This window comes from Nocardia beijingensis NBRC 16342, from assembly GCF_001612785.1.
Classification (GTDB): Bacteria; Actinomycetota; Actinomycetes; order Mycobacteriales; family Mycobacteriaceae; genus Nocardia; species Nocardia beijingensis.
This window is the reverse complement of record NZ_BDBC01000010.1, coordinates 189,729-216,165: the sequence shown is the minus strand read 5'-3', so window position 1 is coordinate 216,165 and position 26,437 is coordinate 189,729. Positions and strand designations below refer to the sequence as shown.

General features: G+C 71.3%; 13 protein-coding genes. 6 read left to right on the top strand and 7 right to left on the bottom strand.

Annotated elements, in window-relative coordinates; genetic code table 11:
* Nucleotides 1-71 precede the first annotated feature (71 nt).
* The 7 genes from NB3_RS06230 to NB3_RS06200 form a co-directional block, all read right to left on the bottom strand.
* A complete protein-coding gene (locus NB3_RS06230) occupies nucleotides 72-890 on the bottom strand; it encodes an ABC transporter permease (protein ID WP_067797798.1) in 819 nt (272 codons plus the stop codon).
* Nucleotides 890-1,708 (bottom strand): ABC-2 transporter permease, encoded by an 819-nt coding sequence (locus tag NB3_RS06225; protein WP_067797795.1) that lies wholly within the window; start codon nucleotides 1,706-1,708, stop codon nucleotides 890-892. The genes NB3_RS06230 and NB3_RS06225 overlap by 1 nt, the downstream gene beginning before the upstream one ends.
* Entirely contained in the window at nucleotides 1,705-2,691 is a 987-nt protein-coding gene (locus NB3_RS06220; RefSeq protein ID WP_067797793.1) for a daunorubicin/doxorubicin resistance ABC transporter ATP-binding protein DrrA, read from the bottom strand. The genes NB3_RS06225 and NB3_RS06220 overlap by 4 nt, the downstream gene beginning before the upstream one ends.
* Nucleotides 2,688-15,986, bottom strand: a complete 13,299-nt coding sequence (locus NB3_RS06215; protein WP_067797790.1) for a non-ribosomal peptide synthetase — start codon at nucleotides 15,984-15,986, stop codon at nucleotides 2,688-2,690. The genes NB3_RS06220 and NB3_RS06215 overlap by 4 nt, the downstream gene beginning before the upstream one ends.
* A 198-nt stretch (nucleotides 15,987-16,184) precedes the next feature.
* Nucleotides 16,185-16,646: an AMP-binding protein gene (locus NB3_RS06210; RefSeq protein ID WP_067797787.1), complete on the bottom strand. Its 462-nt coding sequence runs from the start codon at nucleotides 16,644-16,646 to the stop codon at nucleotides 16,185-16,187.
* A gap of 137 nt (nucleotides 16,647-16,783) precedes the next feature.
* Nucleotides 16,784-17,878, bottom strand: coding sequence for an ABC transporter substrate-binding protein (locus NB3_RS06205; protein ID WP_084485842.1), 1,095 nt, complete (start codon nucleotides 17,876-17,878; stop codon nucleotides 16,784-16,786).
* 163 nt (nucleotides 17,879-18,041) lie between these two features.
* The gene (locus tag NB3_RS06200) at nucleotides 18,042-18,848 is read right to left on the bottom strand and encodes a VOC family protein (protein WP_067797785.1); all 807 of its coding nucleotides are present in this window, start codon (nucleotides 18,846-18,848) and stop codon (nucleotides 18,042-18,044) included.
* A gap of 516 nt (nucleotides 18,849-19,364) precedes the next feature.
* Here NB3_RS06200 and ctaD point away from each other — a divergent pair.
* From ctaD to NB3_RS06170, 6 genes are all read left to right on the top strand, one after another.
* Entirely contained in the window at nucleotides 19,365-21,107 is a 1,743-nt protein-coding gene (gene ctaD / locus NB3_RS06195; RefSeq protein ID WP_084485840.1) for an aa3-type cytochrome oxidase subunit I, read from the top strand.
* A gap of 182 nt (nucleotides 21,108-21,289) precedes the next feature.
* Nucleotides 21,290-22,507: a phosphoserine phosphatase SerB gene (gene serB / locus NB3_RS06190; RefSeq protein WP_067797781.1), complete on the top strand. Its 1,218-nt coding sequence runs from the start codon at nucleotides 21,290-21,292 to the stop codon at nucleotides 22,505-22,507.
* Between the two features lie 136 nt (nucleotides 22,508-22,643).
* Entirely contained in the window at nucleotides 22,644-23,441 is a 798-nt protein-coding gene (locus NB3_RS06185) for an aminoacyl-tRNA hydrolase (RefSeq protein WP_067797779.1), read from the top strand.
* A 136-nt stretch (nucleotides 23,442-23,577) separates the two neighbouring features.
* The gene (locus NB3_RS06180; RefSeq protein ID WP_067797776.1) at nucleotides 23,578-24,411 is read left to right on the top strand and encodes an ABC transporter ATP-binding protein; all 834 of its coding nucleotides are present in this window, start codon (nucleotides 23,578-23,580) and stop codon (nucleotides 24,409-24,411) included.
* Between the two features lie 98 nt (nucleotides 24,412-24,509).
* Nucleotides 24,510-25,280: an NUDIX hydrolase gene (locus tag NB3_RS06175; RefSeq protein WP_086006354.1), complete on the top strand. Its 771-nt coding sequence runs from the start codon at nucleotides 24,510-24,512 to the stop codon at nucleotides 25,278-25,280.
* A gap of 366 nt (nucleotides 25,281-25,646) precedes the next feature.
* Complete coding sequence (locus NB3_RS06170) at nucleotides 25,647-26,423, top strand: enoyl-CoA hydratase-related protein (RefSeq protein WP_067797771.1); 777 nt, start codon at nucleotides 25,647-25,649, stop codon at nucleotides 26,421-26,423.
* Nucleotides 26,424-26,437 lie beyond the last annotated feature (14 nt).

Here is a 26,437-nt window from a genome sequence, read left to right as displayed (position 1 = left end):
TTCGTCTTCCGCGACGTTAGGAACGGGCACTCGGGTTCGGCTGGGTTCCCGCTGGGAGTTCGCTGTGTGGCTCAGCGCCTGCTGGCCCTGCGGTAGCCGATGCTCGCGGGCACGGCGAACAGGACGATCGCGCCCAGCGACCACAGGACGGTGAGGGTGAGCGGGCGCGCGAGCGGCCCGCCGAAGGCGAGCGCCCGCATGGCGTCGACCCCGGCCGACATGGGTTGGTTGCGCACCACCGGCTGGATCCATTTCGGGAAGGCGACCAGCGGCACGAAGCCGGTGCTGAAGAACATCATCAGCGAGGTCAGGATCGTGATGCCCTCCACGAGCGTCGCTTTCGCGGTGAACACGGCGACCGAGGTGACGACGGTGGCGAAGGCCAGGCCGAAGAGCATCGGGAGGAACAGGAAGGCGATCGTCGCCGCGACGCCCTCGTGGAAGCGGAACCCGAGCACGAAGCCGACCAGCACGACGGCGAGGGTGCACGCGAAGATGCGGCAGCCCTCGGCGAGCACCCGCGAGGCGAGACCGGAGGCGCGGTGCACCGGCAGCACCCAGAAGCGGGCGAGCAGGCCCGCGTCGCGTTCGCGGCCCAGCAGCACACCCCCGGCGACCGCACCGGAGAGCGCGCCGACCAAGGCGACCATCGGCACCGAGCCGTAGAGCGGGCTCTCGCCGGTGAACTTCTTGATCTGCCCGCCGATCACGGTGTTCAGCATGACCAGCAGCAGGCACGGGATGATCAGCGTCTCCAGCAGCGTGACCGGGTTGCGCGCCCAGCGCAGCAGGAGTCGCTGGGTCTGGATGAGCGTGTGCCGCAGCAGTGCGGACACCGACATCTCCGAGCCGGTGAGCAACTGATCCCGGTGGTCGGTCAGCAGTGCCATCACGCCCTCCTCGAGCTGAGCCGCAGCGACATCAGGATGCTGACGCCCAGGTATCCCAGCGCCCAGGCCACCGGCGGAAACATCAGCGACCAGGTCACCTCACCCGCGTTCGGCCCGCTGTCACCGGCGAATGCCCGTAGGGCGATGGCCCACTGCGACACCGGCTGATTGCGCACGAACGGTTGCACCCACGCCGGGAACTGGTCGGCGGGAGCGATACCGGTGGACAGCATGCCGAGGATCAGCGGCGGCAATACCAGTGCCTGCGCCGTCGCCTCCGGGTTGCGCGACAAGGTGCCGATGACATCCCCGCCCCAGATCAGCGCGACCCCGATGAGCAACGAGAACAGCACGAAGCCGAGGATGTGCGCCGCGCCGAGATAGAAGCGGAACCCGATGACGTGGCCGCAGATCAACGCCGCGATCAACGCGATGACCAGGCGGAAGACGCTGCCGGACAGCCGCGCCGTCACCGGCACCAGCGGGCCGATCGGCATCGAGCCGAAGCGCCGGTTCAGCCCGGCGACCGAATCGGTGGCGGCGCGGAAGGCCGCCGAGACCGCGGTGAACGCGGCGGCCTGCAGGATCACCAGCGGCATCATGTACTGCGCGTAACTGCTGAAGCCGGTGCCGATGACGGTCATGATGGTTTTCAGCGGGATGTAGAAGCTGGCTGTGAACGTCACGGGCGCCAGCACCGAGGTGAGCACCTCGCCGGTCTGCACCGACGGCACGATCAGCCGGGTGGTCAGCACCCACCACTGCTGCGGACGCAGCGGCGCGGCGCGGGTCTGGCTGAGCCAGGTCGCCGCCGTCACGACGCGACCTCCCGCCGCGCGCGCTCCTCCGTCGTCGCCAGATGCCCGGTCAGCTGGAGGAACACGTCGTCGAGCGATGGACGGCGCAGTGCGACGTCCACCAGGTCGAAGCCGGCGCTGTCCAGTCGGCGCAGCGCCTCGAGCAGCGTCTTCGCGCCGTCCGGAGCGGGGACGGCGATCCGGTCGGAATCGGGGCCGAGCGCGTCCCGGTTCTCCGGCGGCAACAGCGAACCGAGGGCGGCGGCGATGGCGGGCAGGTCCTTCAGATTCAGCGGCACCACCTCGCAGTAGCTGCCGCCCGTGCGCGCCTTCAGTTCGTCGGCCGTGCCGTGGGCGATCACCTTGCCGTGATCGATGACGATGATCCGGTCGCTGAGCGCGTCGGCCTCCTCCAGGTACTGGGTGGTGAGCAGGGTGGTGATGCCAGCCTTCTTGAAGCCGGCGACCAGATCCCAGACCCCTTGCCTGCTGCGCGGATCGAGCCCGGTGGTCGGCTCGTCCAGGAACACCACGTCGGGCCGCACCACCAGACCGCAGGCGATGTCGATGCGCCTGCGCATGCCGCCGGAGTAGGTGCCGACCCGGCGGCCCGCCGCGCGCTCGAGGTCGAACTCGGCGAGCAGTTCGTCCGCGCGGGCGCGGGCGGCCCGCTTGCGCAAGCCCATCAGCCTGCCGAACATCACGAGGTTCTCGTAGCCGCTGAGCATGTCGTCCAGCGCGGCGTACTGCCCGGTCAGCATGATGCTGCGGCGGACGGCGGCCGGATCGGCCAGCACGTCGTGGCCCGCGACCGTCGCGCGACCTCGGTCCGGCCGGATCAGCGTGGACAGGACGTTCACCGTGGTGGTCTTGCCCGCGCCGTTCGGCCCCAGGATGCCGAGCACCTCGCCCGGCTCGGCCGCGAAGTCGACTCCGCGCAACGCCTTCACCGCGCCGAAGGATTTCTCGATCCCCTCGACGACGACTCCTTGGTCGGAATTCATCCTCGGCCTCCCAGATGTGCATCGAGCACGCGCGCGATGACCGGCAGCACGTGCGGCGCGGTCAGTTCGTCGTGGGTCGCCTCGATGTCGTGGTTGATGATCTCGCCGGTCACGTACGGCCCCCAGCCGTCGGGACCGAAGATGTCGGAGGTGTCGACGATCGCGCTGAAGTACACGATGTCGCCGTCGAACACCGGACGGCGGTAACCGGTTCTGGTGCGCGCGGCGGCGTTGTAGGACGCGGCCATGCGCTCCAGGGTCGCGGCGTCGATCAGGGACACGCCGCCGAGGCGCTCGCGGATCAGATCCACCGCCTGCTGCGCGGTCGCGTCCGCGGGGATGTCGTCGATGCCGAACACCGCCCCGAAGGTGTGCGCGAACGAGCCCGCGGTGAGCGGTTCGATGCTGTCGCCGTCGATGTCGGCGGTGTCGGCGTCCAGTAGCGCGACCACGCCGACTTCGGCGCCTTCGGCCTTCAGCTTCGCCGCCGCCGCGTGGGCGATCAGGCCGCCGAACGACCACCCCAGCAGGTGGTACGGCCCCTCCGGTTGCAGGGCCCTGATTTCCCGCACGTAGCGCTCGGCGAACTCATCGATCGAGCGCGCGGGTGGTTCGTGGCCGCCGAGGTCGGGCGCTTGCAGCCCGTAGATCGGGCGGCCCGGCGCGAGCGTGTCGGCGAATCCCAGGTAGGTCCACGACATCCCGGACGACGGGTGGATGCAGAACAGCGCGGGTTGCTCGCCCCCGAGCCGGATCGGCAGCACCACGTCGAGTCCGAGGCCGCCCGCCGCGGGAACGGCCGGAGCCGCCGTGGCCGCCGCTTCCTCCTCGGCGGCGGTCCGCGCCGCCGGGGTCTGGGCGAACCTGGCTGCGGCGTGCAGGGCCTCGATCCACAGATCGGCCAGTTCGGCGACCTCGTCGGGATCGAGCAGGGTGGACGGGAAGCCGAAGCTCGCCCGCAACCGGTCGCCGATCACGACGGCGTTCACGTCGATCGCCGATTGCAGCGGCACGCCGGGATCTTCGGCGACGTGCACGTCACCCAGGTCGTCGGTCGGCAGCCAGCCCAGGCCCTCGAGTCCGGCGGGGATGTCTCCGGTGGAGTAGCGGCCGAGGTAGTTGAAGCCGACCCGGCCCGGCAGCCGTTCCGGCAACTGCCGCGCGGTCTCGGCGTTGAGGTAGCGCAGCAGGCCGAAGCCGATGCCTCTGTCCGGCACCGCGAGCAACTGGTGCTTGACGGCGCGGATCGCGGCGCCCAACGCGGGTCCACCGGCGAGCGCGTCGTCGATGTCGATCCGCGCCAGGTCGAGGCGCACCGGGTAGATGCTGGTGAACCAGCCGACCGTGCGGGACAGATCGGCGCCGGGCACCACTTCCTCCTGACGGCCGTGGCCTTCCAGGCGCAGCAGCGCCGAGGGGTCGCCGCCACGCCAGCGCACCAGCGCCAGCGCCAAAGTGGCCAGCAGCGTGTCGTTGACGCTGCCGTGGAACAGGCCGGGCAGGGTGGTGAGCAGCGCGGTGGTGACCTCGGCGGACAGCTCCCGCTCGACCATGCGCAGCGTGCCGGTCCGGTCGACGGCGGGATCGAGGTCCCGGCCGCCGATCGGCGGATCGGAGCAGGCGAGCACGTCGTGCCAGTACGCCAGTTCCGCAACCCGCTTCTCGGCATGCGCTTCGTCGGTCAGCGCGTGGGCCCACCGCCGCATCGAGGTCCCGGTCTCCGCGAGCACCGGGGTGGCGCCCGCCGACACCTGCGCCCACGCGGCCACCAGGTCCGGAATCAGGATGCGCCAGGACACCCCGTCGATCACCAGGTGGTGGGCCAGCACGATCAACCGGCCCGCTCCGGTGCGCGACCCGGCGTCGCCCACCGGATCCAGCCAGATGAATTGCAGCACCGTGCCATCGGCCGGATCGAGCCGGTCGGCCGCGGCGTCCAGCTCGGTCATCGCGAACTCGTGCAGTTCGATCGGGTCGACGGCGGTGAACTCGACGCGGTGCACCAACGCGTCCACATCGACCGATCCGGGCGGGCCGACCAGCACGCGCGGCCCGTCCGCGCCGTCGGTCACCAGCCGGGCGCGCAGCATGTCGTGCCGGTCCACCGCGGCGGCGAGCACCGCGACGATCTGCGCGCGCTCGATGCCGACGGGCAACTCGAGCACCGCCGTCTGGGCGAAGCGGTCATAGTTCCCGCCGCGTTCGAGCATGTAGTGCACGATCGGCGTGAGCGGCAGCTCACCGACACCGCCGCCGGGCAGCTCGTCCAAGGTCACCGCGGCGCCCGCCGCGTCGACGGCCGCGGCCAGCGCCGCCACCGTCCGGTGCTCGAACACTTGCAGTGGCGTGCAGGTGATGCCCTGCTGCTTGGCGCGCGACACCAGCTGGATCGCCAGGATACTGTCACCGCCCAGCGCGAAGAACGAGTCGTCGGCGCCGACCCGCGCCACACCGAGCAACTCGCCGAAGATCGCGGCCAGCCGCTGTTCGGTCGGCGTGACCGGCGCCCGGTACTCGGTGCGGTCGGCGACGAACTCCGGTGCGGGCAGCGCCTTGCGGTCCAGCTTGCCGACCGCGTTGAGCGGGATCTCGTCCAGCACGACGAATGCCGACGGCACCATGTAGCCGGGCAGGATGTCGGCGGCGAAGGCGCGCACCTTCGCCACGTCGAGGTCGGAGCCCGGCGTGCGGACCAGGTAGGCGGCCAGCGCGGTGGCCCCGGTGGGGCCGGGCACGCCGAGCGTCACCGCGAAGTCCACGCCGTCGGCGCGGCCGAGCACCGCGTCGATCTCGCCCAGCTCGATGCGCTGTCCGCGCACCTTGACCTGGAAGTCGGTGCGGCCCAGGTATTCCAGCTCGGGGCCGGCGTCGCCGCGAATCCAGCGCACCAGATCGCCGGTGCGGTACATCCGTTCACCCGCCGTGCCGAACGGCCCGGCGACGAAGCGGGCCGCGGTCAGGCTCGCCCGCGCGTGGTAGCCGCGCGCCAGCGCCGGTCCGGCGAGATACAGCTCGCCGGCGACGCCGAACGGAACCGGGCGCAGCCGGTCGTCGAGCACCAGCACCTGCGCGCCCTGCACCGGCGTGCCGATGGACACCGGGGCGTCCACCGTCAGCGGCGCCGAACCCGTCGCCCAGATGGTCGATTCGGTGGGTCCGTACAGGTTGACCATGGTGCGTCCGGTGGCCCAGCGCTCGACCAGCTCCGCGCCGACCGCCTCGCCCGCCACCGCGAGCACCCGGACGCTGGTCACCTCGGCCGGGTCGAGGGTCGCCAGCGCGGAGGGAGTGATCACCATGTGGGTGACCTGTTCGGTGTCGATCAGCTCCGCCAGCGCGCTGCCGCCGAACACCTCCGGCGACGCGACCACCGACGCGCCGCCGGAGCCGAACGCCATGATCGCCTCGAACACCGACGCGTCGAAACTCGGCGACGCCACTTGCAGCACCCGGGAATGCTCGTCCAGGCCGAGCGAAACCCTCTGCGCCGCCACCAGATCAGCGATGCCACGGTGGGAGACCGAGACGCCCTTCGGCGTGCCCGTCGAGCCGGAGGTGTAGATCATCCACGCCGCGTTGTCCGGCCGGATGGGGCGGGGCAGTTCGCGCGCGCTCAGCGGGCGGCTGCTCGCGGCGCTCCACCGCTCGACCAGGGCGAGGTCGTCGAGTACCAGCCAGTTCGTGCTGTCGGGCAGCATGGGCCGGAACGCGGCGATCGTCAGCCCGAGCGCCGCGCCGGAGTCGGTGAGCATGTGGTCGATGCGCTCCACGGGGTGCTTCGGATCGACCGGAAGGAACGCGGCGCCCGCCTTCGCCGCGGCCCACATGCCGATGAGCAGTTCCGCGGAACGCGGAAGACCGAGCGCGACAACGGTTTCCGGACCGCCGCCCGATTCGAGCAAGACGCGGGCCAGGCGAGCGGCGTGCGCGTCGATCTCGGCATAGGTGGTGGTCTGCCCGTCGGACACCAGAGCGATGCGATCGGGGTGCCGCCGCACCGTCCCGGCCAGCAGCTCGGGCAGGGTGATGGTCGCCGCGGCCGCGGGACCGCGCACCGGCACCAGCGTTGCCCGTTCGGCGTCGTCGAGGATGTCGATATCGGCGATGCGGATCTCGGGCCGCGCCAGCACCGTCGCCAACACACGCCGCCACCGGGTGGCGAACACGGCCACCGTCGCCTCGTCGAACAGATCGGTGGCGTAGGTGAGCACGGCATCGATGCCCGCCGGAGCGTTGTCGGCGAAGCGCTCGCGCAGATCCATGCTCAGGTCGAACTGGGAGGCGTCCCGCTCGAAGTCCTCCACCTCGAACCGCAGGCCGGGCAGCTCCAGCACGGGTTCGACGAAGTTCTGCAACGACAGCGAGACCTGGAACAGCGGGTGATGCGCGGTCGAGCGAGCCGGGTCCAGCACTTGGACCAGCCGCTCGAACGGCACGTCCGCGTTGGCGAAGGCGTCGAGGTCCGTGGACCGGACGGTGTCGAGGAACGCGGCGAAGTCCGCGCCGGGATCGACCGGGGTGCGCAGCGCCAGCGTGTTGACGAACATGCCGACGAGCTGGTCGAGCGCCTCCTCGCCGCGCCCGGCGACCGGGGTGCCGATCAGCACGTCATCGGTGGTGGCCAGGCGGGCGAGCAGCACCGCGAGCGCCGCGTGCACGACCATGAACGGGCTGACGTGGTGCGCGGTGGCGAAGTCGGCCAGCGCCCGGTGCGTCTCGGCGTCCACGGTGAAGCCGAAGTCGGCGCTGTGCATGGTCTGCACCGCGGGGCGCGGCCGGTCGGACGGCAGTTCCAGCACGTCGGGCGCGCCCGCCAGAGCCGAGCGCCAGAACTCGATCTGCCGCGCCGCCAGCGATTCCGGGTTCGCTTCGTCGCCGAGCACCTCGCGATGCCACAGCGCGAAATCGGCGTACTGCACCGGCAGCGGGACCCGCTCGGCGTGCCCGCCCCCGGCTCGCTCTGAGTAGGCGGCGACCAGATCGGCGGCCAGCGGCGCCATCGACGCGCCGTCCGCGCTGATGTGGTGCACCACCAGCACGACGACGTGCACCGGCGGCGTGGCGGCGGCGATCTCGCCGGGGGTCGCGGTGTAACTCGACGAGACCGGTGTGGAGGACGCGGGCACGGAGGAGACCGGCGCCGCACCGGTGGAAGCAGCCGACGACACCGGCGCCGCGCTCGCGGCGGGCTCGCCGCCGTGGATCCGGAACAGCCCGACCCGCAGCGGCGGCTGGGTGGCGAGATCGAACCCGCTGCCCGTCAATTCGGTGATCCGCTCCCGCAGCGGCGCGCCGTCCTCGGTGTCGGCCACCGGCATCGCGGGCACGGCCACGTCGGCGTCGATCACGACCTGACGCGGCCCTTCCGCGTCGGCCGGGTAGAGCGTGCGCAGGCTCTCGTGCCGGTCCACCACATCGACGAGCGCCGCGCGCAGCGCCTCGACGTCCAGGTTTCCGGTCAGCCGCAGCGCCACCGCGATGTTGTAGGCGGCCGACGCCGGATCCATCCGGTTGAGCACCCACATCCGCTGTTGCGCGGGCGACAGCGGAACCCGATCCGGCCGGATGCGCGGCGCGAGACCGAACCCGCCCGGCTGCGCGCCGGTGGCGGGCACCACCCGGGCCGACAGCTGAGCCACGGTCGGTGCGTCGAACAGATCACGCAGCGCGATCCGCGATCCGAGCGCCGCGTTCACCCGCGCCACCACCTTGGTCGCGCTCAGCGAGTTGCCGCCCAGCTCGAAGAACGACTGGTCGACGCCGACGCGCTCCCGCTCGAGCACCTCGCCGAACACGGCGGCCACCGCTTCCTCGACGGGGCCGCGCGGCGCGAGGTAGGGCCGGTGGCTTTCCGAGAAGTCCGGCACCGGAAGGGCTTTGCGATCCAGCTTGCCGACCGGCGTGAGTGGAATCGAGTCGAGCACGACGAGGTAACCGGGCACCATGTAACCGGGCAGTTCGGCGGCCACCTGCGCGCGCAGCCGCTCGACGTCCAGTCGCACGCCTTCGGCGGGCAGCACGTAGGAGACCAGCACGGTGGTGCCCGCCGGGCCGGTGCGCCCGATGGTCACCGCGTACTCGACCTCGTCGTCGCGGGAGAGCACCGCGTCGATCTCGCCCAGCTCGATGCGCAGGCCGCGGATCTTGACCTGGAAGTCGCTGCGGCCCAGGTACTCCAGCTCGGGACCGTCTCCGTGATCGACCCAGCGCACCATGTCGCCGGTGCGGTACATCCGCCCGCCGGGCGCGCCGAAGGGGTCGGCGACGAACCTGCTCGCGGTCATCTCGAACCGGTTGAAATAGCCGCGCGCGAGCGCCGGACCCGCGAGGTACAGCTCACCGGGCACCCCCATCGGCACCGGACGCAGCCACGCGTCCAGCACCACGGTGGACGCCCCCCGGATAGGCGCGCCGATCGTGATCGGCTCGCCGGTGACGAGTTCGCCCGGCCCGGTCGCCCAGATGCTGAACTCGGTGGGGCCGTACAGGTTCACCATCCGCCGGCCCGGCGCCCACCGCTCGATCAGCTCCGGCGTCGCCGCCTCGCCCGCGACCGCCAGCACGCGCAGGTGCTCCAGCCCGGCGGGCTCCATGGTGGCCAGCGCCGACGGCGTGATCACGGCGTGGGTGACGCGCTGGGTGCGCAGCAGCGTCTCCAGTTCCGTCCCGCCGTAGACGTCCGGCGGCGACACGACCAGCCTGCCGCCCGCGCCGTGCGCGGTGAGCAGCTCGAACACCGAGGCGTCGAAGCTGGGCGAGGCCACCTGCAACGCGCTGGCGGTGTGGTCGAGCGCGAGGGTCTGCCGTTGCGCTGTGACGAGATTCGCGATGCCGCGGTGGCTGAGCAGCACGGCCTTGGGCTTGCCGGTGGACCCTGAGGTGTAGATCAGGTACGCGGTCTGGTCCAGGTCGATCGGCCCGCCGCGCTCGGCGTCGGTGATCGGCGCTTCGGAGACCGTCATCACCCGCCGGATGGTGTTCAGGTCGTCGAGCAGCAGCCAGTCGATCGTGCCGGGCAGCGTCTCGCCGGTCGCGGTGACCGTCACGCCGATCGGGGCCTTGGAGTCGCTGAGCATGTGCTCGATGCGCTCCACCGGATAGTTCGGGTCCAGCGGGGCGAACGCCGCGCCGGTCTTGGCCAGCGCCCACACCGCGACCACCGATTCCAGCGAGCGGGTGAGCGCGAGCACGACGAACACCTCGCGCCCGACGCCGCGGCGCAGCAGCACCCTGGCGAAGCGGTTGGACCAGGCGTCGAGCTCGGCGTAGGACATGGTGAGCTCGCCCGCGGTGATCGCGATCGCGTCCGGATCGATCCGCGCGCCGGCGGTGAGCAGCTCGGGCAGCGTGGCGGGCGGCACCGGCTCCGGGCCGCGTACCGGCGCCAGCGCGGCGCGCTCGGCGTCGTCGCAGTACTGGATCTGGGAGACCAGCGCGTGCGGGTTGTCCGCGAGCTGGGTCAGCAGCCGGACGAAGCGATCCAGCAGCGGCCGCGCCTCCCGCATCGGCAGCTGGTCGGCCATGTACTTCAGCGTGATCCGCAGCGTGTCGCGGCCGTCGGCGCCGCGCAGCGGGATCACCATGAGGTTCAGCGGATACGGCGTCGCGTCGGTGCCTTCCACGTCGAGCACCCGCATGCCCGCGATGTCCAGCGCCTGCGACAGCGCTTCGCGATCGATGGGGTAGGACTCGAACACGGTGAGCGTGTCGAACAGTTCGGCGAGGCCGACCGCCTGGTGGATGGCGGCGAGTCCGACGTGCTGATGGTCCATCAGCCGCGCCTGCTCGGATTGCAGCCGGGCGAGCAGGTCGGTGACCTTCTCCGCCGGATCCAGGCGCACCCGCACCGGCAGCGTGTTGATGAACAGGCCGACCATCTCCTCGACCCCGGCCAGTTCCGGCGGCCGCCCCGAGACGGTGCCGCCGAACACCACGTCGGTGCGACCGGTGAGCATGGTCAGCAACATCGCCCACGCGGCCTGCACCAAGGTGTTCACCGTCGCGCCCGCTTCCCGGCCCGCGGTCTCCAGCCCGGCCACGGTGTCGCGGGACAGGTCGACGGAGATCATGCCGGTTTCGGTCGATTCGATCCCGGCGAGGGTGGGCACCGCGCGGGTCGGCGTGTCGATACCGGCCAGCGACTCGGTCCACGCGGCGAGGGATTCGGCGTCGTCCCTGGTTTCCAGCCAGGTCAGGAATTCCCGATAGGAGTGCGCGGGCGGCAGGGCCGTGGCGTCACCGTCGGTGACGTAGAGGGTGAGCAGTTCGCGCACCAGCAGCGGCGTCGACCAGCCGTCCAGCACCAGATGGTGGTTGGTCAGCACGAACCGGTAGGTGTCCGGGGCGGTCCGGATGAGCGTGCAGCGCAGCAGCGGGGGCCGGGTGAGTTCGAACCGGGTGCGGGCGTCCACCGCGATCAACCGGTCGACCTCCCTGGCGCGCTCGCCGTCGTCGGCGATGCCGGTGACATCGGCCTCGCGCCAGTCGATCTCGGCGTCGGCCAGCACCAGCTGGCGCGGCCCGTCCTCGGTCTCGACGAAGGCGACGCGCAGGTTCTCGTGCCGGGTCACCAAAGCCTGTGCGGCGCGGCGCAACCGGGCCGCGTCCACGGTGCCCGCGAGGGTGAGCAGCGACTGCACCGTGTAGCCGTCGGCGGTGTCGGAGTCGTAGAGCGCGTGGAAGAGCAGGCCGTATTGCAGTGGCGAGAGCGGCCACACGTCGGCGAGGTTCGGGTAGGCGCGCTCCCAGGCGTCGATCTGCGCCTGTGTGACGGTGACCAGGTCGAAGTCCGACGGTGTGCGTCCGCCCGCGTCCGCCGACGCGGCGTGCCGGGCGAGCGCGGCGAGCGCCTGCTCCCACAGCGCGGTGAGTTCGCCGAGATCGGCCTCGTCGAACAGGCGTCCGGCGTAGGCCCAGGTGACCTCGAGCCCGGCGTCGGTGCGCACGGCGTTGATGTCCACCGCGGCGGCCAGCGGCGCGCGGTCGTCCTGGGTCGCGGCGAACCGGCGCGGCAGCCACGGTTCCGCGTCGCCGCCGGTGGACGCCCGCCCGAGATAGTTGAAGCTGATCTGCGGGGTGGGCGCGTCCGCCAGCGCCGCGGCGGTGCTCGGCACCAGGTAGCGCAGCATCCCGAATCCGATGCCCTTGTCCGGCAGGGCGCGCAGCTGTTCCTTGGTCGCCTTGATCGCCGCGCCCGCCGCGGCCCCGCCCGCGAACGCGTCCGCCACGTCGATGCCGGTGAGATCGACCGCGGCGGGATAAACGCTGGTGAACCAGCCCACCGTGCGCGCAACATCGGCTCCGGGCAGGACGGACTCCGCGCGGCCGTGCCCCTCCAGGGTGAACAGCGTCGAGGTGCGCCCGCGCCACCGCGCCACCGCCAGCGCGAGCCCCGCCAGCAGCACGTCGTCGGCGCCGCAGTGGAAGCGGTCCGGCGCGCTGGTGAGCACCGGCCCGGCGATGTCCGGCGGCACGACGGTGGTCAGGTGCGCCATGGAGCCGACCACGTCGACGGCCGGGTCCATCGGTGCCGAGCCGAGCGCGGGGTCGGGTGTGGCGAGGACGCGCTGCCACAGCGGCAGTTCGCCGGTGCGTGTGGCCGCGTGCTCGCGCTGGCCGTGCGCCCAGCGGCGGAAGGACGTGCCGACCGGCGCGAGCTCGGCGCCCAGCGCGGCGGTGGCCAGATCCGGCAGCAGGATCCGCCAGGAGACGCCGTCGGTGACGAGATGGTGCAGCACCAGCCACAGCAGCGGCGCGGCGTCGGCGCGCTCGATCCACACGAAACGCGCGACCACGCCGGCCTCCGGGTCGAGCAGGTCGGCGGCGCGCTGCAACGCGCGCTCGCAGCTGGCGTCGAGATCGGCGTCCGCGGTCACGATTTCCAGCAGCGCGCCCGCGTTCACCGCGCCGGGTTCGGCGACCACCCAGCTCCAGCCGTCGCCGCTGCGGCGCAGCGTCGAACGCAGCAGGTCGTGCCGGTCCAGCAGCGCCGCGAGCGCGGTGACGAGATCCGCGCGCTCCGTGCCCGCGGGCAGCTCGATCAGCACCGCTTGGGCGAACCGCCGCCAGGTGTCGCCGGCGTCGAGCATCGCGTGCACGATCGGCGTGAGTTCCACCTCGCCGACCCCGCCGCCGGGCAGCTCGCGCACCACTCCGGTCGGCACGTCGGTGGCCACTGCGGCCAGCGCGGCGACGGTCTTGCGCTCGAACACATCCCGTGCGCCGAATCCGAGCCCGGCCGCCTTCGCTCGCGACACCAACTGGATCGAGACGATGCTGTCGCCGCCGAGTGCGAAGAAGCTGTCGTCCACTCCCACCGAGTCCAGGCCGAGCACCTCCGCGAACAGCGCGGCGAGCGTTTCCTCGCGCGGCGTGGACGGCGGCCTGCTCGCGGTGGTGCGCGCGCCGAAGTCCGGTGCTGGCAGCGCTTTGCGGTCCACCTTGCCCAGCGGCGTGAGCGGAAGACGGTCCAGCACCATGATCACCGCGGGCACCATGTACGCCGGAAGAGTTTCTCCGACAGCGGCTTTCAGCGCCTCCGGGTGGACTTCCGCGTCCGGCTCCGGCAGCACGTATGCCACGAGCGCGGTGGCGCCCGAACCGGTCTCCACGCCGAGGGTGAGCGCGAAGTCGACGCCGGGTTGCCGCTGCAAGGCGGCGTCGATCTCGCCGAGTTCGATGCGGAAGCCGCGCACCTTCACCTGGAAGTCGCTGCGTCCCTGATACTCCAGTTCGACGCGTCCGTCGTTGTACACCCAGCGCACGAGGTCGCCGGTGCGGTACATGCGCTCGCCCGTCCCGTACGGGTCGGCGACGAAGCGGTCGGCGGTGAGCCCGTTGCGCCGGTGGTAGCCGCGCGCGACGCCGGGACCGGCGAGGTACAGCTCGCCGACGGTGCCGGGCGGCAGCGGCCGCAGCCACGGATCGAGGACCACGGCCGACACGCCGCGGGCCAGACGGCCGATGGTGACCGGACCGTCCGGCGTCAGGGGGGCGCTGAGGGTGACGGTGATGGTGGTCTCGGTGGGCCCGTAGCCGTTGAGCAGGGTGCGGCCCGCCCACTTCGTCACCAGCTCGGGCGGGCACGCGTCACCGCCGACGATCACGGTGCGCAGGTCGGGCAGGACCGCCGGGTCCAGCGACCCCACGACGGCCGGGGTCACGTTGAGGTGAGTGACGCGATGGGCGCGCAACACCTCGGCCAGCTCCTCACCCGCGTACGCCGACGGCGGCACCACGGCCAGCGTCGCCCCCGCCGCGAGGGTGACCAGGATCTCCTCCACCGAGATGTCGAAACTCGGCGACACGGCATGGGCGACGACGGACCCGGCGTCGACGCCGAATCCGGCGCCGGAACTCGCCACCAGATCGGCCAGCCCCCGGTGCGGCACGAGCACGCCCTTCGGGAGCCCGGTGGAGCCGGAGGTGTAGATGATGTAGGCGGCCTGGTCCGGGTGCACCGGGGCCAGGCGGTCGGCGTCGGTCACGGGCGCGGCGTCCTGCTCGGCCAGCATCCGCTCGGTGCCCTCGTCGTCCACGATCAGCCAGGACACCCGTCCCGGCAGCGACTGTCGCGCGGCCGCCGTCGTGATCCCCGCGACGACCCCGCTGTCGCCGACCATGTGCTCGATCCGGTCGGCCGGATAGGTGGGGTCGATCGGCACGAACGCCGCGCCGGTCTTGGCCACCGCGATCGTCGCCAGCACCGACCGGATCGACCGCGGAATGGAGATCGCCACCGCGCGCTCCGGTCCGGCGCCCGCGGCGATCAGCACCCGGGCCAGCCGGTCGGTGTAGTCGTCGACCTGGCGGTAGGTCAGCGCGGTCTCGCCCGCCACCAGCGCGGTCGCCAGCGGATCGCGGGCCGCGCCGTCGGCGAGGATGTCCGGCAGCGTGCGCGCCGCGACGCCATCGGGTCCGCGAGCGGGCGCGAAGCCGGTGCGCTCGTCGTCCGACAGCACCGGCACGCTCGCCAGCGGCGCGTCCGGCCCTGCGGCCAGGAAACGATGCAGGAACGACAGGAACCTGCGGTGCTGCCCGGTCAGCTCGGCATCGGTGTAGAGATTGCCGTTGGCCTGGAAGTCGATGTGGGTGCTCTCCCCGCCGACGCCCGGATACAGGTTGACGAACAGGTCATCGATCAACCCCGAGGTCAGCACATGCAGCCGCCCCGTGACCGGGCCGAGCTGGATTCTGGTGTCGACCATCATCAGGTTCACCGACGGGCCGAACGACCCGGCCTCGTCCATCGACCAGCCCAGATCGCGGAAGATGTCCTCCTGCCGGTAACGCTGGCGCCGCAGCGCCCCGGTCAGCTCGCCTTGGGCCGCCCGGATCACGTCGCCGACGGTCGTCGCGGGCGTCAGCCGCAGCCGCAGCGGCACCACGTTGGCGATCATGCCGCCGGAACGCCGCAGCGTCGCGGTGGTGCGCGCGGACACCGGCAGGCTCAGCACGACCTCCGGCGCGCCGGTCATCGCGGACAGATACGCGCCGAAGGCGGCGACCACGGTCGGCGCGACGCCGGAGGACACCTGCTCGGCGACGGCGTCCAGCAGGTGTCCGGTCTCGGCGGGCAGCGCGCCGGTGACCCGCCTCGGGTGCCCGTCCACGGGCGCGGTGCGGCCGGCCAGGCTCACCGGATCCGCCATGCCGTCCAGGTGCGCCAGCCAGTGCTCCCGGTCCGCGCCGAACCGCTCGGAGGTGCGGTAGGCCAGATCCGCCTCGACGATCTTGCGCAGGTCCTCCGCCTTCGCCGGCGGTGCGTCGCGGCCGTCGACCGCGGCGTTGTACAGCTCTCCGGTGCGCTGCACCATGGTCAGCGCGCCCATGCCGTCGAGCACGATGTGGTGGATCCGCGAGTACCAGAACCAGCGGTCCGCGCCGACGCGCAGCATGGCGATGCGCACCAGCCGGTCGCGGGTCAGCTCCAGCGGGGTCTCGTACTCCGCGCGCATCCACGCGTGCGCGGCCGCCTCCGGATCGGGGTGGGAGCGGAAGTCGAGCGTTTCCAGACTGTCGTCGAGGGTCGGGTCGACGAACTGGAACGGATGCCCCTCCACTTCGACCAGGCGCAGGTAGCCGGTGCCGAATTCGCGCCCGGCCTGCCGGGCCGAACGCGCGAGCAGGTCGAGGTCGATCGGGCCGTTCAGTTCGACGTACTGGGCGATCGAGATCGGAGTGGCGCCCGCGACATGCTGGGCGAACCAGATGCCGCGCTGTGCCGCCGAGAGGGCGAAGGCCCCGTCGGGAAGAACTGTGTCCGAATCTCTCGCCGAAAGGGAAGGCTGTTGCATGACGTGTCCTACGTTCTGACCGCGATCGGGCCGATCGGCAGTGACCGCCCGCAGCCACCGCGGTACCGGTAGTACGTGCCGCCGCACAGCACGCGGCAACTCAATTCTGAACCGGCGCGGTCGGCGCTGCGGGGTATTGGGCACACTGCGCGACCCGAACATCGCTGTTCGGGTCGCGGGGGATGGGTTCGGGTCCGGTCAGGCGGCCTTCGGGAGAAGATCCAGGTCGGCCGCCCGCAGCGGGGCCGAGGAGCTGGTCAGGTAGCGCTGCAGGGTGGAGCGCTCGTCCAGCACCAGCCAGGTGATCTCGTCCGCCGACTCGGGCTGCTGGTCCTTGGTGGTGATGCCGACCGCGGTGCCGAGCGTGTAGGAGCCGTCGTCGGTCACCGGGACGGTGACGGCGCCGAGCTTGGTGGCGGCGCGCTCGGCCACGACGGACTCGATCGGCTGGTCGATCGCCACCGCGATCCGGGTGCCGGGTCCGGCGCCGAGGCGAAGCAGCAGCCGGGCCATGCGGTTGGACCAGCGATCCAACTCGGCGTAGGTCAGGTCGCAATCGGCGGTGGACGCCACGACCGCGTGCGGATCGACCTCGGCGACGGGCTGTGCCACCGGCAGGGAGTACAGGTTGTCGGCGAGCGAATCGGTCAGCGTGTGCATGTCGTGTCCTCGAGGTCGATGGAGAGGTTGTTTGCGTACCTCTGAATCTCGTCCTCGAAAGGGCTTTTCGACAGCAACCCCAGCGCTGGTCCGCGCACTCCCAGGGTGGGGGAAACCCCACCCAAGGGGGTGGGCGGTCAGTCGGTCACGTAGCCGTTGAGCGTGTTGCGCAGGTCGGTGAGCAGGGCGTGGGCGGCGGTGAGGCCGTCGCCGTGCCAGACGGTGTCCTCCACGGCGAACACCCGGCGATCGGTGGCGGCGCCGAGTTCCTTCCACGCGTCGCCGCGCAGCACCTTCTCGCCGTGTTCCTTGCCCTCCTGGCCGGCGAGGATCACGTAGATCACGTCGCCCTCCGCCTTGGTGGCGAACTCGTCCTCGCGCACGTCGAACGAGGTGCCGCGCTGCGCGGCGGGACGCTGCACGCCCGCGTCGGCGAGCACCTGGCCGGAGAAGCTGTCGCTGCCCTGCACCCGCTGGGCGTCGGCGGTGAACCTGATGACCGACGCCTGGGTCTGGCCGGCCGCCAGCGCGGCGCCGGTGTCGCGCGCCTCGGTGCGGTAGTTCTGCAATGCGGTCTCCGCCGCGTCGCGCCGTCCCATACCCGCCGCGAATGCCGCGAATTCGGCCTGCCAACTGTTGTTCGAACCGACCAGCACGGTCGGTGCGATGGCCTGCAACGCGCTGAAAGTCGCTGCGCCCGCGGGGTTCTCGCCGAGGATCAGATCGGGGTGCATGGCGGCGATCCGAGCCGGGTCCGGCTGCGCGACGGTGCCGACGCCGGGAATCTTCAGCACGCCGGTGCCCAGGTAGGCCGGTTGCGGGCTCGGCCCGTCGATGGTCGCCGTCCCCACGACCCGCTCCCACAGGCCGAGCGCGCAGACCGCGTCCAGCGCGGAAGTGCTGAGCACGACGATGCGCTGCGGGTCGGCGGGCACCTCGGAAACGCCCGCCGCGTGGGTGACGCTGCGGGTGTCGCCGGCCGCCGGATCCGGCGCGCTCGGCAGCGCGCACGCCCGGGTGGTGTCGCGCTCCAGCCCCACCACGCCCGCGCCGGCGATGTTGGTGGTGGTGCGCACGATGGAGGGGGAGTCGTCGGTGGCGCCGCCGCAGCCCGCGAGCAGAAGCGCGGCGCACCCGGCCACGACCGTCCGGAACCGGTGACCGGCCGCGCCGCCGCGCTGACCAACCGTGCGAATTCGGGTGCGTACCTGCATCACGTCGCTCACCGGCATGCGAGTGAGGGTACAGGTCGGCGCGCGTCGAGCCGTGGGTGAGGTCGAGGCGGTGCGCTGCGCTTCGCGGGCGAGGAATCGACCACCCGATCGAAGAATCCGCCGGAGTGAATCCGATCCCAACGCGCGGGTGGACGGCGGACCTTCGTGCGGGCCGCTGCGGTCAGGCTCGATTGCCGCCGATGCTGAAACGGGCGCCGGTGGCGTCGGTGACCGCGGCCATCCGGCCGTAAGGGGTGTCCTGCGGCGGCGAGAGCACCGTGCCGCCCAATTCGGTGAGCCGCTCCACGGTCTTGTCCACGTCGTCGGCGCCGAAGTAGACGATCCAGCCCGCGGGCGCGCCCTCGGGCAGGAAAGCCGAGGCGTCCATGACGCCGCCGAGCATCGGGCTCTCGGCGTGGATGGTGGAGTAGCGGAACTCAGGGGCGTCGGAGACGGTGAAGACGTCCGACCAGCCGAACACCTCGCGGTAGAAGGTCAGCGAGGCGTCGTAAGCACGGGTGTGCAGCTCGAACCAGGACGGTGCGCCCGCGTGATCGCGCCACTCACCACCGGAGACGAAACCCACGGCTTCGAAGCCGGGGAACGTACCGGCCTCCCAGATGCCGACGCCCGCGCCACCGACATCGCCGAGCACGGCCATCGTGCCGAGCTCGCCCACCGCCATCGGCGGCACGATCAGCGACGCCCCCGCCGCCGTCGCCGCGTCGGCCGTGGCTTGCGCGCCGGAACTGGCCAGATACACGGTCCACTGTTCGGGACTGTCGGTGTCGCCGGGCATCCTCGCCATCGCCCCCGCCACCGCGCGCCCGTCCTTGCGGAAGGTGACGTACCCGCCGAACTCCTCGCCCGCGCTCTCCGCGCTCCAGTCGAACAGTTCGCGGTAGAACGCGATACTCCGATCGAGATCGGAGCTGTACAAGTCGACCCAACAGGGATCGCCGATCCTCGTGCGCTTCGGTGTGGTCATCACAGCCCTCCTGCCAGTGGTGGAACTCGTGTCACCTCTACAGACGCCCCCCGCTCGAAGAACTAATCGGTCCCGGCACGAGTGGGTTCGTGCGCGCATCGGTCCTGGGGTGCTGTCACTGGCAACCGCCTCACCACTGTCGAGCGCGCGTCCAACCCATCGGTCGCCGACTACTGGACCACCCACCTCGACCACGTCTTTCGAGCGAAGCGAGACCGAGCATCCGCCGTTCGCGGCCCGGCTCGCGTCCGAGTGGCCGCCGCGTCCGCGACGAAGGAGCAAGCGGCGGTCACTCGGACGCGAGCCATCGAGGGGCCGCGAACACCCAGCGCCGCAGGCGCTGGCAACAAACACAGCCAAACAAATACGACAGAGAGTAGGACCCGTTCGGTCGGGCGCATCCCGACGGGTTTACGATTCGGAGAGCGCAAGCGAACTGTCGTCTGTTCCGACATCGGAATGGATGCGATCAGCGGAGCCTGCGGAGCGACCTAAAGGCACCTTTCAGGAGGATCAGTGACTGCCGTAGAGCCCCAGCCAGTCCCTCAGTTGGAAGCGACTCGGCCTTATCCGGCTCGGACCGGGCCGAAGGGCTCGTTCATCTACAAGATGGTCACCACCACGGACCCGAAGGTCCTGGGTGTCATGTACCTGACCACGTCGATGGGCTTCTTCCTCATCGGTGGCCTGATGGCCCTGCTGATGCGTGGTGAGCTGGCCAGGCCGGGCCTGCAGTTCCTGTCGCCCGAACAGTTCAACCAGCTGTTCACCATGCACGGCACGATCATGCTGCTGTTCTACGCCACCGCGATCGTGTTCGGCTTCGCCAACATCATCCTCCCGCTGCAGATCGGCGCCCCCGACGTCGCGTTCCCGCGCCTGAACGCCTTCAGCTACTGGCTGTACGCCTTCGGCGCCAGCATGGCGACCGCGGGCTTCATCACCCCCGGCGGCGCCGCGGACTTCGGCTGGACGGCGTACGTGCCGCTCACCGACATCCTGCACTCGCCCGGCGTCGGCACCGACCTGTGGATCCTGGGCCTGGCGGTGTCCGGTCTGGGCACCATCCTCGGTGGCGTGAACATGCTGACCACCGTGGTCTGCCTGCGTGCTCCCGGTATGACCATGTTCCGGATGCCGATCTTCACCTGGAACATCGCCGTGACCAGCGTCCTGGTGCTGCTGGCCTTCCCGCTGCTGACCGCCGCGCTGTTCGGCCTGGCCTACGACCGCCACCTGGGCGGCCACATCTACGACCCCGCGACCGGCGGCATCCTGCTCTACCAGCACCTGTTCTGGTTCTTCGGCCACCCCGAGGTGTACATCATCGCGCTGCCGTTCTTCGGCATCGTCTCGGAGATCTTCCCGGTCTTCTCGCGTAAGCCGATCTTCGGTTACACCACACTGGTCTACGCCACCCTTGGCATCGCCGCGCTGTCGATCGCCGTGTGGGCGCACCACATGTACGCCACCGGCGCCGTGCTGCTGCCGTACTTCTCGTTCATGACCTTCCTCATCGCGGTCCCGACCGGTGTGAAGTTCTTCAACTGGATCGGCACCATGTGGCGCGGTCAGCTGACCTTCGAGTCGCCGATGCTGTTCTCCATCGGCTTCATCGTCACCTTCCTCTTCGGTGGTCTGTCCGGTGTCATCCTGGCCAGCCCGCCGCTGGACTTCCACGTCACCGACTCGTACTTCGTCGTGGCGCACTTCCACTACGTGCTCTTCGGCACCATCGTGTTCGCCACCTACGCGGGCATCTACTTCTGGTTCCCGAAGATGACCGGGCGGATGCTGGACGAGCGCCTGGCCAAGTGGCACTTCTGGACGACGTTCATCGGCTTCCACACCACCTTCCTGGTCCAGCACTGGCTCGGCGCCGAGGGCATGCCGCGCCGCTACGCCGACTACCTGCCCAGCGACGGCTTCACCACGCTGAACACGATCTCGACGATCGGCGCCTTCGTGCTCGGCGCGTCGATGCTGCCGTTCCTGTGGAACGTCTTCAAGAGCTACCGCTACGGCGAGGTGGTCACCGTGGACGACCCGTGGGGCTACGGCAACTCGCTGGAGTGGGCCACCACCTGCCCGCCGCCGCGGCACAACTTCTACGAGCTGCCGCGCATCCGCTCCGAGCGTCCCGCGTTCGAGCTGCACTACCCGCACATGGTCGAGCGCATGCGCGCCGAGGCGCACGTCGGCTGGGGCGCGGGCAAGCACGCCACCGACCTGCACGAGCCGAACGTCCTGGCGCAGTAGGACGCTTGCTCGGCGGGGCCGGACGAGCGACGTCCGGCCGCGCCGTAGGATTCAGCGCGACGAGTGTGCACCCGCTGGTCACCAGCGGGTGCACACTCGTTTGTGGAGATCAGTACGCACCGTGCGTTGCGACAACGACGTCCAGCACAGCGACGGCGAACATCGAACATGGAGCGCATCAGTTGGCCGACACCACCGTCCTCGTCACCGTCACCGGGCCCGACCGCCCCGGTGTGACGTCCGTGCTGCTCGCGGCCATGTCCCGGCACGGGGTGAGCCTGCTGGACGTGGAGCAGGTCGTGATCCGCGGCAGGCTGACCCTCGGCGTCCTGGTCACCTGCCCGACCGACGCCGAGGCGTTGCAGGACGAGCTGGAAGAGGCGATGAACACCGTCGGCATGAACGTCGACGTGGAGGTGGACGCGGCGATCGGCAGGCAGCCGATGTCCACCCACGCGGTGGTCATCCTCGGCAGCCCGGTCACGGCGCGCGCGTTCAGCGCGGTGTCGCGGCAACTGGCCGCGCTGGGCGCGAACATCGACACCATCCGCGGTATCGCCGACTACCCGGTGACCGGCATGGAGCTGATGGTCACCGCGACCGACTCCGGCCCGGACACCGATTCCCGGCTGCGCACGGCGCTGGCCGAGGTCGCGGTGGCCGAGCAGGTGGACGTCGCCGTGGAGCGGGCCGGGCTGGCCCGCCGGGGCAAGCGGCTGATCGTGTTCGACGTCGACTCCACCCTGATCCAGGGCGAGGTCATCGAGATGCTCGCCGCGCACGCCGGCGTGGAGGACGAGGTTCGCAGGGTGACCGAGGCCGCCATGCGCGGGGAGATCGACTTCGCCGAATCGCTGCGCCAGCGGGTCGCGACGCTGGCCGGGCTGGACGAGTCGGTGATCGAGGAGGTCGCCGACCGGATCGAGCTGACCCCAGGCGCCCGCACCACCATCCGCACGCTGCGCAGGATCGGTTTCCGCTGCGGCGTGGTGTCGGGCGGATTCCGGCAGGTGATCGAACCGCTGGCGCACGAACTCGAACTGGACTTCGTGCAGGCGAACACCCTGGAAGTCGTGAACGGCAAGCTGACCGGCCGCGTCGTCGGCGAGATCGTCGACCGGGCGGCCAAGGCGACCGCCCTGCGCAAGTTCGCCGCCGACGCCGGGGTGCCGATGGAGCAGACCGTCGCGGTGGGCGACGGCGCCAACGACATCGATATGCTCAACGCCGCCGGGCTCGGCGTCGCCTTCAACGCCAAACCGGCGCTACGCGAGATCGCCGACGCCGCGCTCTCGCATCCCTATCTGGACGCCGTCCTGTTCATCCTCGGCGTCACCCGGCACGAGGTGGAGGCCGCCGACGCCAGGGACGGTTTGCTGCGCCGCGTCCCGCTGGGTTGATCACCGCGCCCGGTCGCGCTCGCATCGGTAGGCTCGCTGCTGTTGATCATGTGGCGATCGGAGGACGGGTGCGCGATTCCCTGTTCGCGCTGCGTATCGGAGCGATGACCGGGTGCGGCGCGCCGGAGGTGGGGCGATGACGAGCATTCCGGAATGCGGCGCCGAAGTCCGGGAGGGCGGCGAAATCCGCACGGCGGCAATGGACATCGAGGGTTTCCTGGTCAGGCACGCGGAACTGGCAGGCGGCTACGGCGCGGGCGATCCCGACGACCCGGCCATGGTGCAGGCGATGCAGATGGTCCTGCACCTGCCGAAAACCGATCCGCCGCCGCGCAGCGCGCTGCTGGCCGCCGCCGCGTCGGCCGCGGTGGCGCTGTGCCTGGACGAGCGCGTCGGACCGGGCGGCGAGTGGGAGGAACGCTATCTCGCCTGGAAGCGTTCGCGCATCCGCAAGGTGGCTCGGCGCGCTCGCGGCGCGCAGTGGGCCGCGACCTGCGCCGTCGCCGGCGTCACCGTGGAGATCGACGGCGCGCAGGCGCGGGCGCTGGTCCCTGGACCGGTGGGCCAGGTCGATCCGCGGATCAAGCGTCTGCAGATCGGCGGCACCGACCTCGCCCATGACGAGCCTGGCCCGCCCGATCCGGGACTGCCGGTGCTGTGGGTGAACGCCGGGCTCGGGATGACGTTGGGCAAGTCCGCCGCGCAGGTCGGCCACGCGAGCATGCTCCTGGCCGGCGCGCTGCCGGTGGAGCACGCGCTGCGGTGGGCGGAACTCGGCTTCCGCTGCGCGGTGCGCGAGGCCGACGCGCAGCGCTGGGCAGCGCTGGCCGGACAGGTGGCCGATGGCGCGGCGGTCGCCGTGCGCGACGCCGGGTACACCGAAGTGGCGCCGGGCTCCATGACCGTGATCGCGGTGCCCGCCCTGTCCTGGTGAACCCTCCGCTACGGCGTCGCGGGCGTGTCGGACGGTCCGGCCGATCCGGCCGGGACGGCGACTTTCCAGCGTAGATCCGACCGCCCGGCTCGATTTCCCTCCCTGCGTTGGCAAGTGCACCCTCGGGTGGGCCAAGATGGAGCGCGTGCCGCAACCGGATCCCGATCTGCTCATCGATTTCACCGACGTGACCGTCCGCCGCTCCGGCAATACCCTCGTCGGCCCGGTCACCTGGCAGGTCGAGCTCGACGAACGCTGGGTGGTCCTCGGCCCCAACGGCGCGGGCAAGACCTCGCTGTTGCGGATGGCCGCCGCCGAGCTGCACCCCACGGCGGGCGTCGCCCATCTGCTCGGGGAGCGGATCGGGAAGGTGGACCTCAGCGAGCTGCGTCCGCGGATCGGCCTGTCGTCGGCCGCGGTGGCCAGCCGGGTTCCGGTGGACGAGAAGGTCAGCGACCTGGTGGTGTCCGCGGGCTACGCGGTGCTCGGCCGCTGGCGGGAGCGCTACGACGACGTCGACACCGATCGCGCCATCGACATGCTGGAAAGTCTCGGAGCCGAACATCTGTCCGACCGCACCTACGGGACGCTGTCGGAGGGCGAACGCAAACGTGTGCTCATCGCCCGCGCCCTGATGACCGATCCCGAACTGCTGCTGCTCGACGAGCCCGCCGCGGGCTTGGACCTGGGCGGCCGCGAGGAACTGGTGGAGCGGCTCGGCGATCTCGCCGCCGACCCGGACGCGCCCGCGATCGTGCTGGTCACCCACCACGTGGAGGAGATCCCGCCGGGATTCACCCACGGCCTGCTGCTCAACGAGGGCGAAGTCGTCGCGCAGGGCCTGCTCTCCGACGTGCTCACCGCGGAGAACCTCAGCGACGCCTTCAGTCAGTCGATCGCGCTCGACTGCGTCGACGGCCGCTATTTCGCGCGGCGCTCGCGTCGGGCGGGCAGCCACCGCACCCGCTGACATCCGACCGCGCCGGTTATGGTGCAAGGGTGAGTGAGACAGAAGCGCAGGCAGACTCTCAGCAACCGGCACCGCCGCTCAAGGACGCGTCCACGGTGATGCTGGTGCGCGACGGGGCCGACGGACCCGAGATCTTCCTGCAGCGCAGGGTCGGCGCCATGGCGTTCGCCGCCGGCATGACCGTGTTCCCCGGCGGCGGCGTCGACCCGTCCGACGGAACGGCCGATATCGCCTGGGCCGGTCCAGAACCCGCGTGGTGGGCCGAGCAGTTCGCGACCAGCGAGACCAGGGCCAAGGCGCTGGTCTGCGCGGCCGTTCGCGAGACGTTCGAGGAGTGCGGCGTGCTGCTGGCCGGGCCGACCGCCGACAGCGTCGTCTCCGACACCACCGGCTACCGGGACGCGCGCGGCAGGCTGGAGCGCAGGGAAACGACGCTGGCGTCGTTCCTCGCCGAGGAGAAGCTGGTGCTGCGCGCCGACCTGCTGCGGCCGTGGGCGAACTGGATCACCCCGGTCATCGAGCCGCGCCGCTACGACACCCGCTTCTTCGTCGCGGTGCTGCCGGAGGGCCAGCGCGCCGACGGCGCCACCTCCGAGGCGGCGGAGGTGCGCTGGAGCACTCCGGCCGAGGCGCTGGCACGCTGGCGCTCGGGCGTCGACGTGCTGCTCCCGCCGACCTGGGCGCAGCTGGTGGCGCTCGGCGAATTCCGCTCCACGGCCGAGATCTCGGCCGCGCAGCGCCGGATCGATCCGATCATGCCGGTGCTGGCCGATCGGGACGGCAAACAACTGCTGTCCTTCCCCGACAACCACCGCTACTTCGCCGACCTGCCCGACGCCGGGCGGCTCAAGGGGTCCGTACGCCCGTGAACGGCGCCGGTGATCCGAGCCCGGCTTGCCCGCGCCCGTCCTGGGAGTGCGTAGCTTCCGGGGTGGGTGCGGGGTCATCGCGGTAGGGGTCACCCTCTCGGGATCGGCCGAACGCCTCAGCCGCGGACAAGGAACGCGGTGACCGTGTCTTCGTCATCACCACCTCCGACAACGTCCGGATCGACCTCGCGCCACGCCGCTCCTCGAAAGACGCCGACCATCCGTAGCCGCGCACCGGGTCGCCTGGTCGATCGCCGCCGCTCGTGCTCGCTCATCGTGCCGAGCGCGACCCGCGCCCGGTGACCCGGCGTCGCCGTCCTCGGGGCTCACCGCTGGTGACGGTGGGCACCCGGTAGCGTGCGTCCCATGGCCGAATTCGTGACCCTGGAGCTGACCGAAGGTTCCGCCGCGCGGCGCGTGGCCGTCCTCCGGATCGCCCGCCCGCCGATGAACCTGCTGAACGTGCAGCTGGCGCGCGAGCTGGCGGAGGCGGCCGACGCCGTCGCCACCGACCCGGGTGTCGCCGCGGTGGTCGTGTACGGCGACGAGCGCGTGTTCTGCGCGGGCGACGACGTGGCCGAACTGTTCGGGCTCGGGAGCGCTCAGGCCGCCGCCATGGCGGCCGATGTGCAGCACGCCCTCGGCTGCCTGGCCCGGATCCCGCAGCCCACCGTCGCGGCGATCAGCGGTTACTGCCTCGGCGGCGGGCTGGAGCTGGCACTGGGGGCCGACCGCCGCGTCATCGGCGACAACGTCAAACTGGGCTTGCCGCAGATCAAGACGGGGCTCATCCCGCTCGCGGGCATCCGGCGCCTGGCCCTGCTGATCGGGCCCGGCGCGGCCAAGGACCTCGTCTACACCGGCCGGTTCGTCGAACCGGACGAGGCGAAGGCGCTCGGCCTCGTCGACGAAGTCGTCGCGCCGGACGACGTCTACACCGCCGCGATGCGGTGGGCGCGCCAGTTCGCCGACGGGCCTGCCCGCGCGCTGGCGGCGGCGAAAGCGGTCTTCGAAGCCGGTCCGCACGGCCTCGATCGCGCCCGTGGCGAGTGGTCGGCCCTGTTCACGACGGAAGATCGCCTGATAGGAACAGGTTCCTATCTGGCCAACGGTCCAGGGTCGGCCGAATTCGTGGGCCGATAGCAGGCGTCAACTGC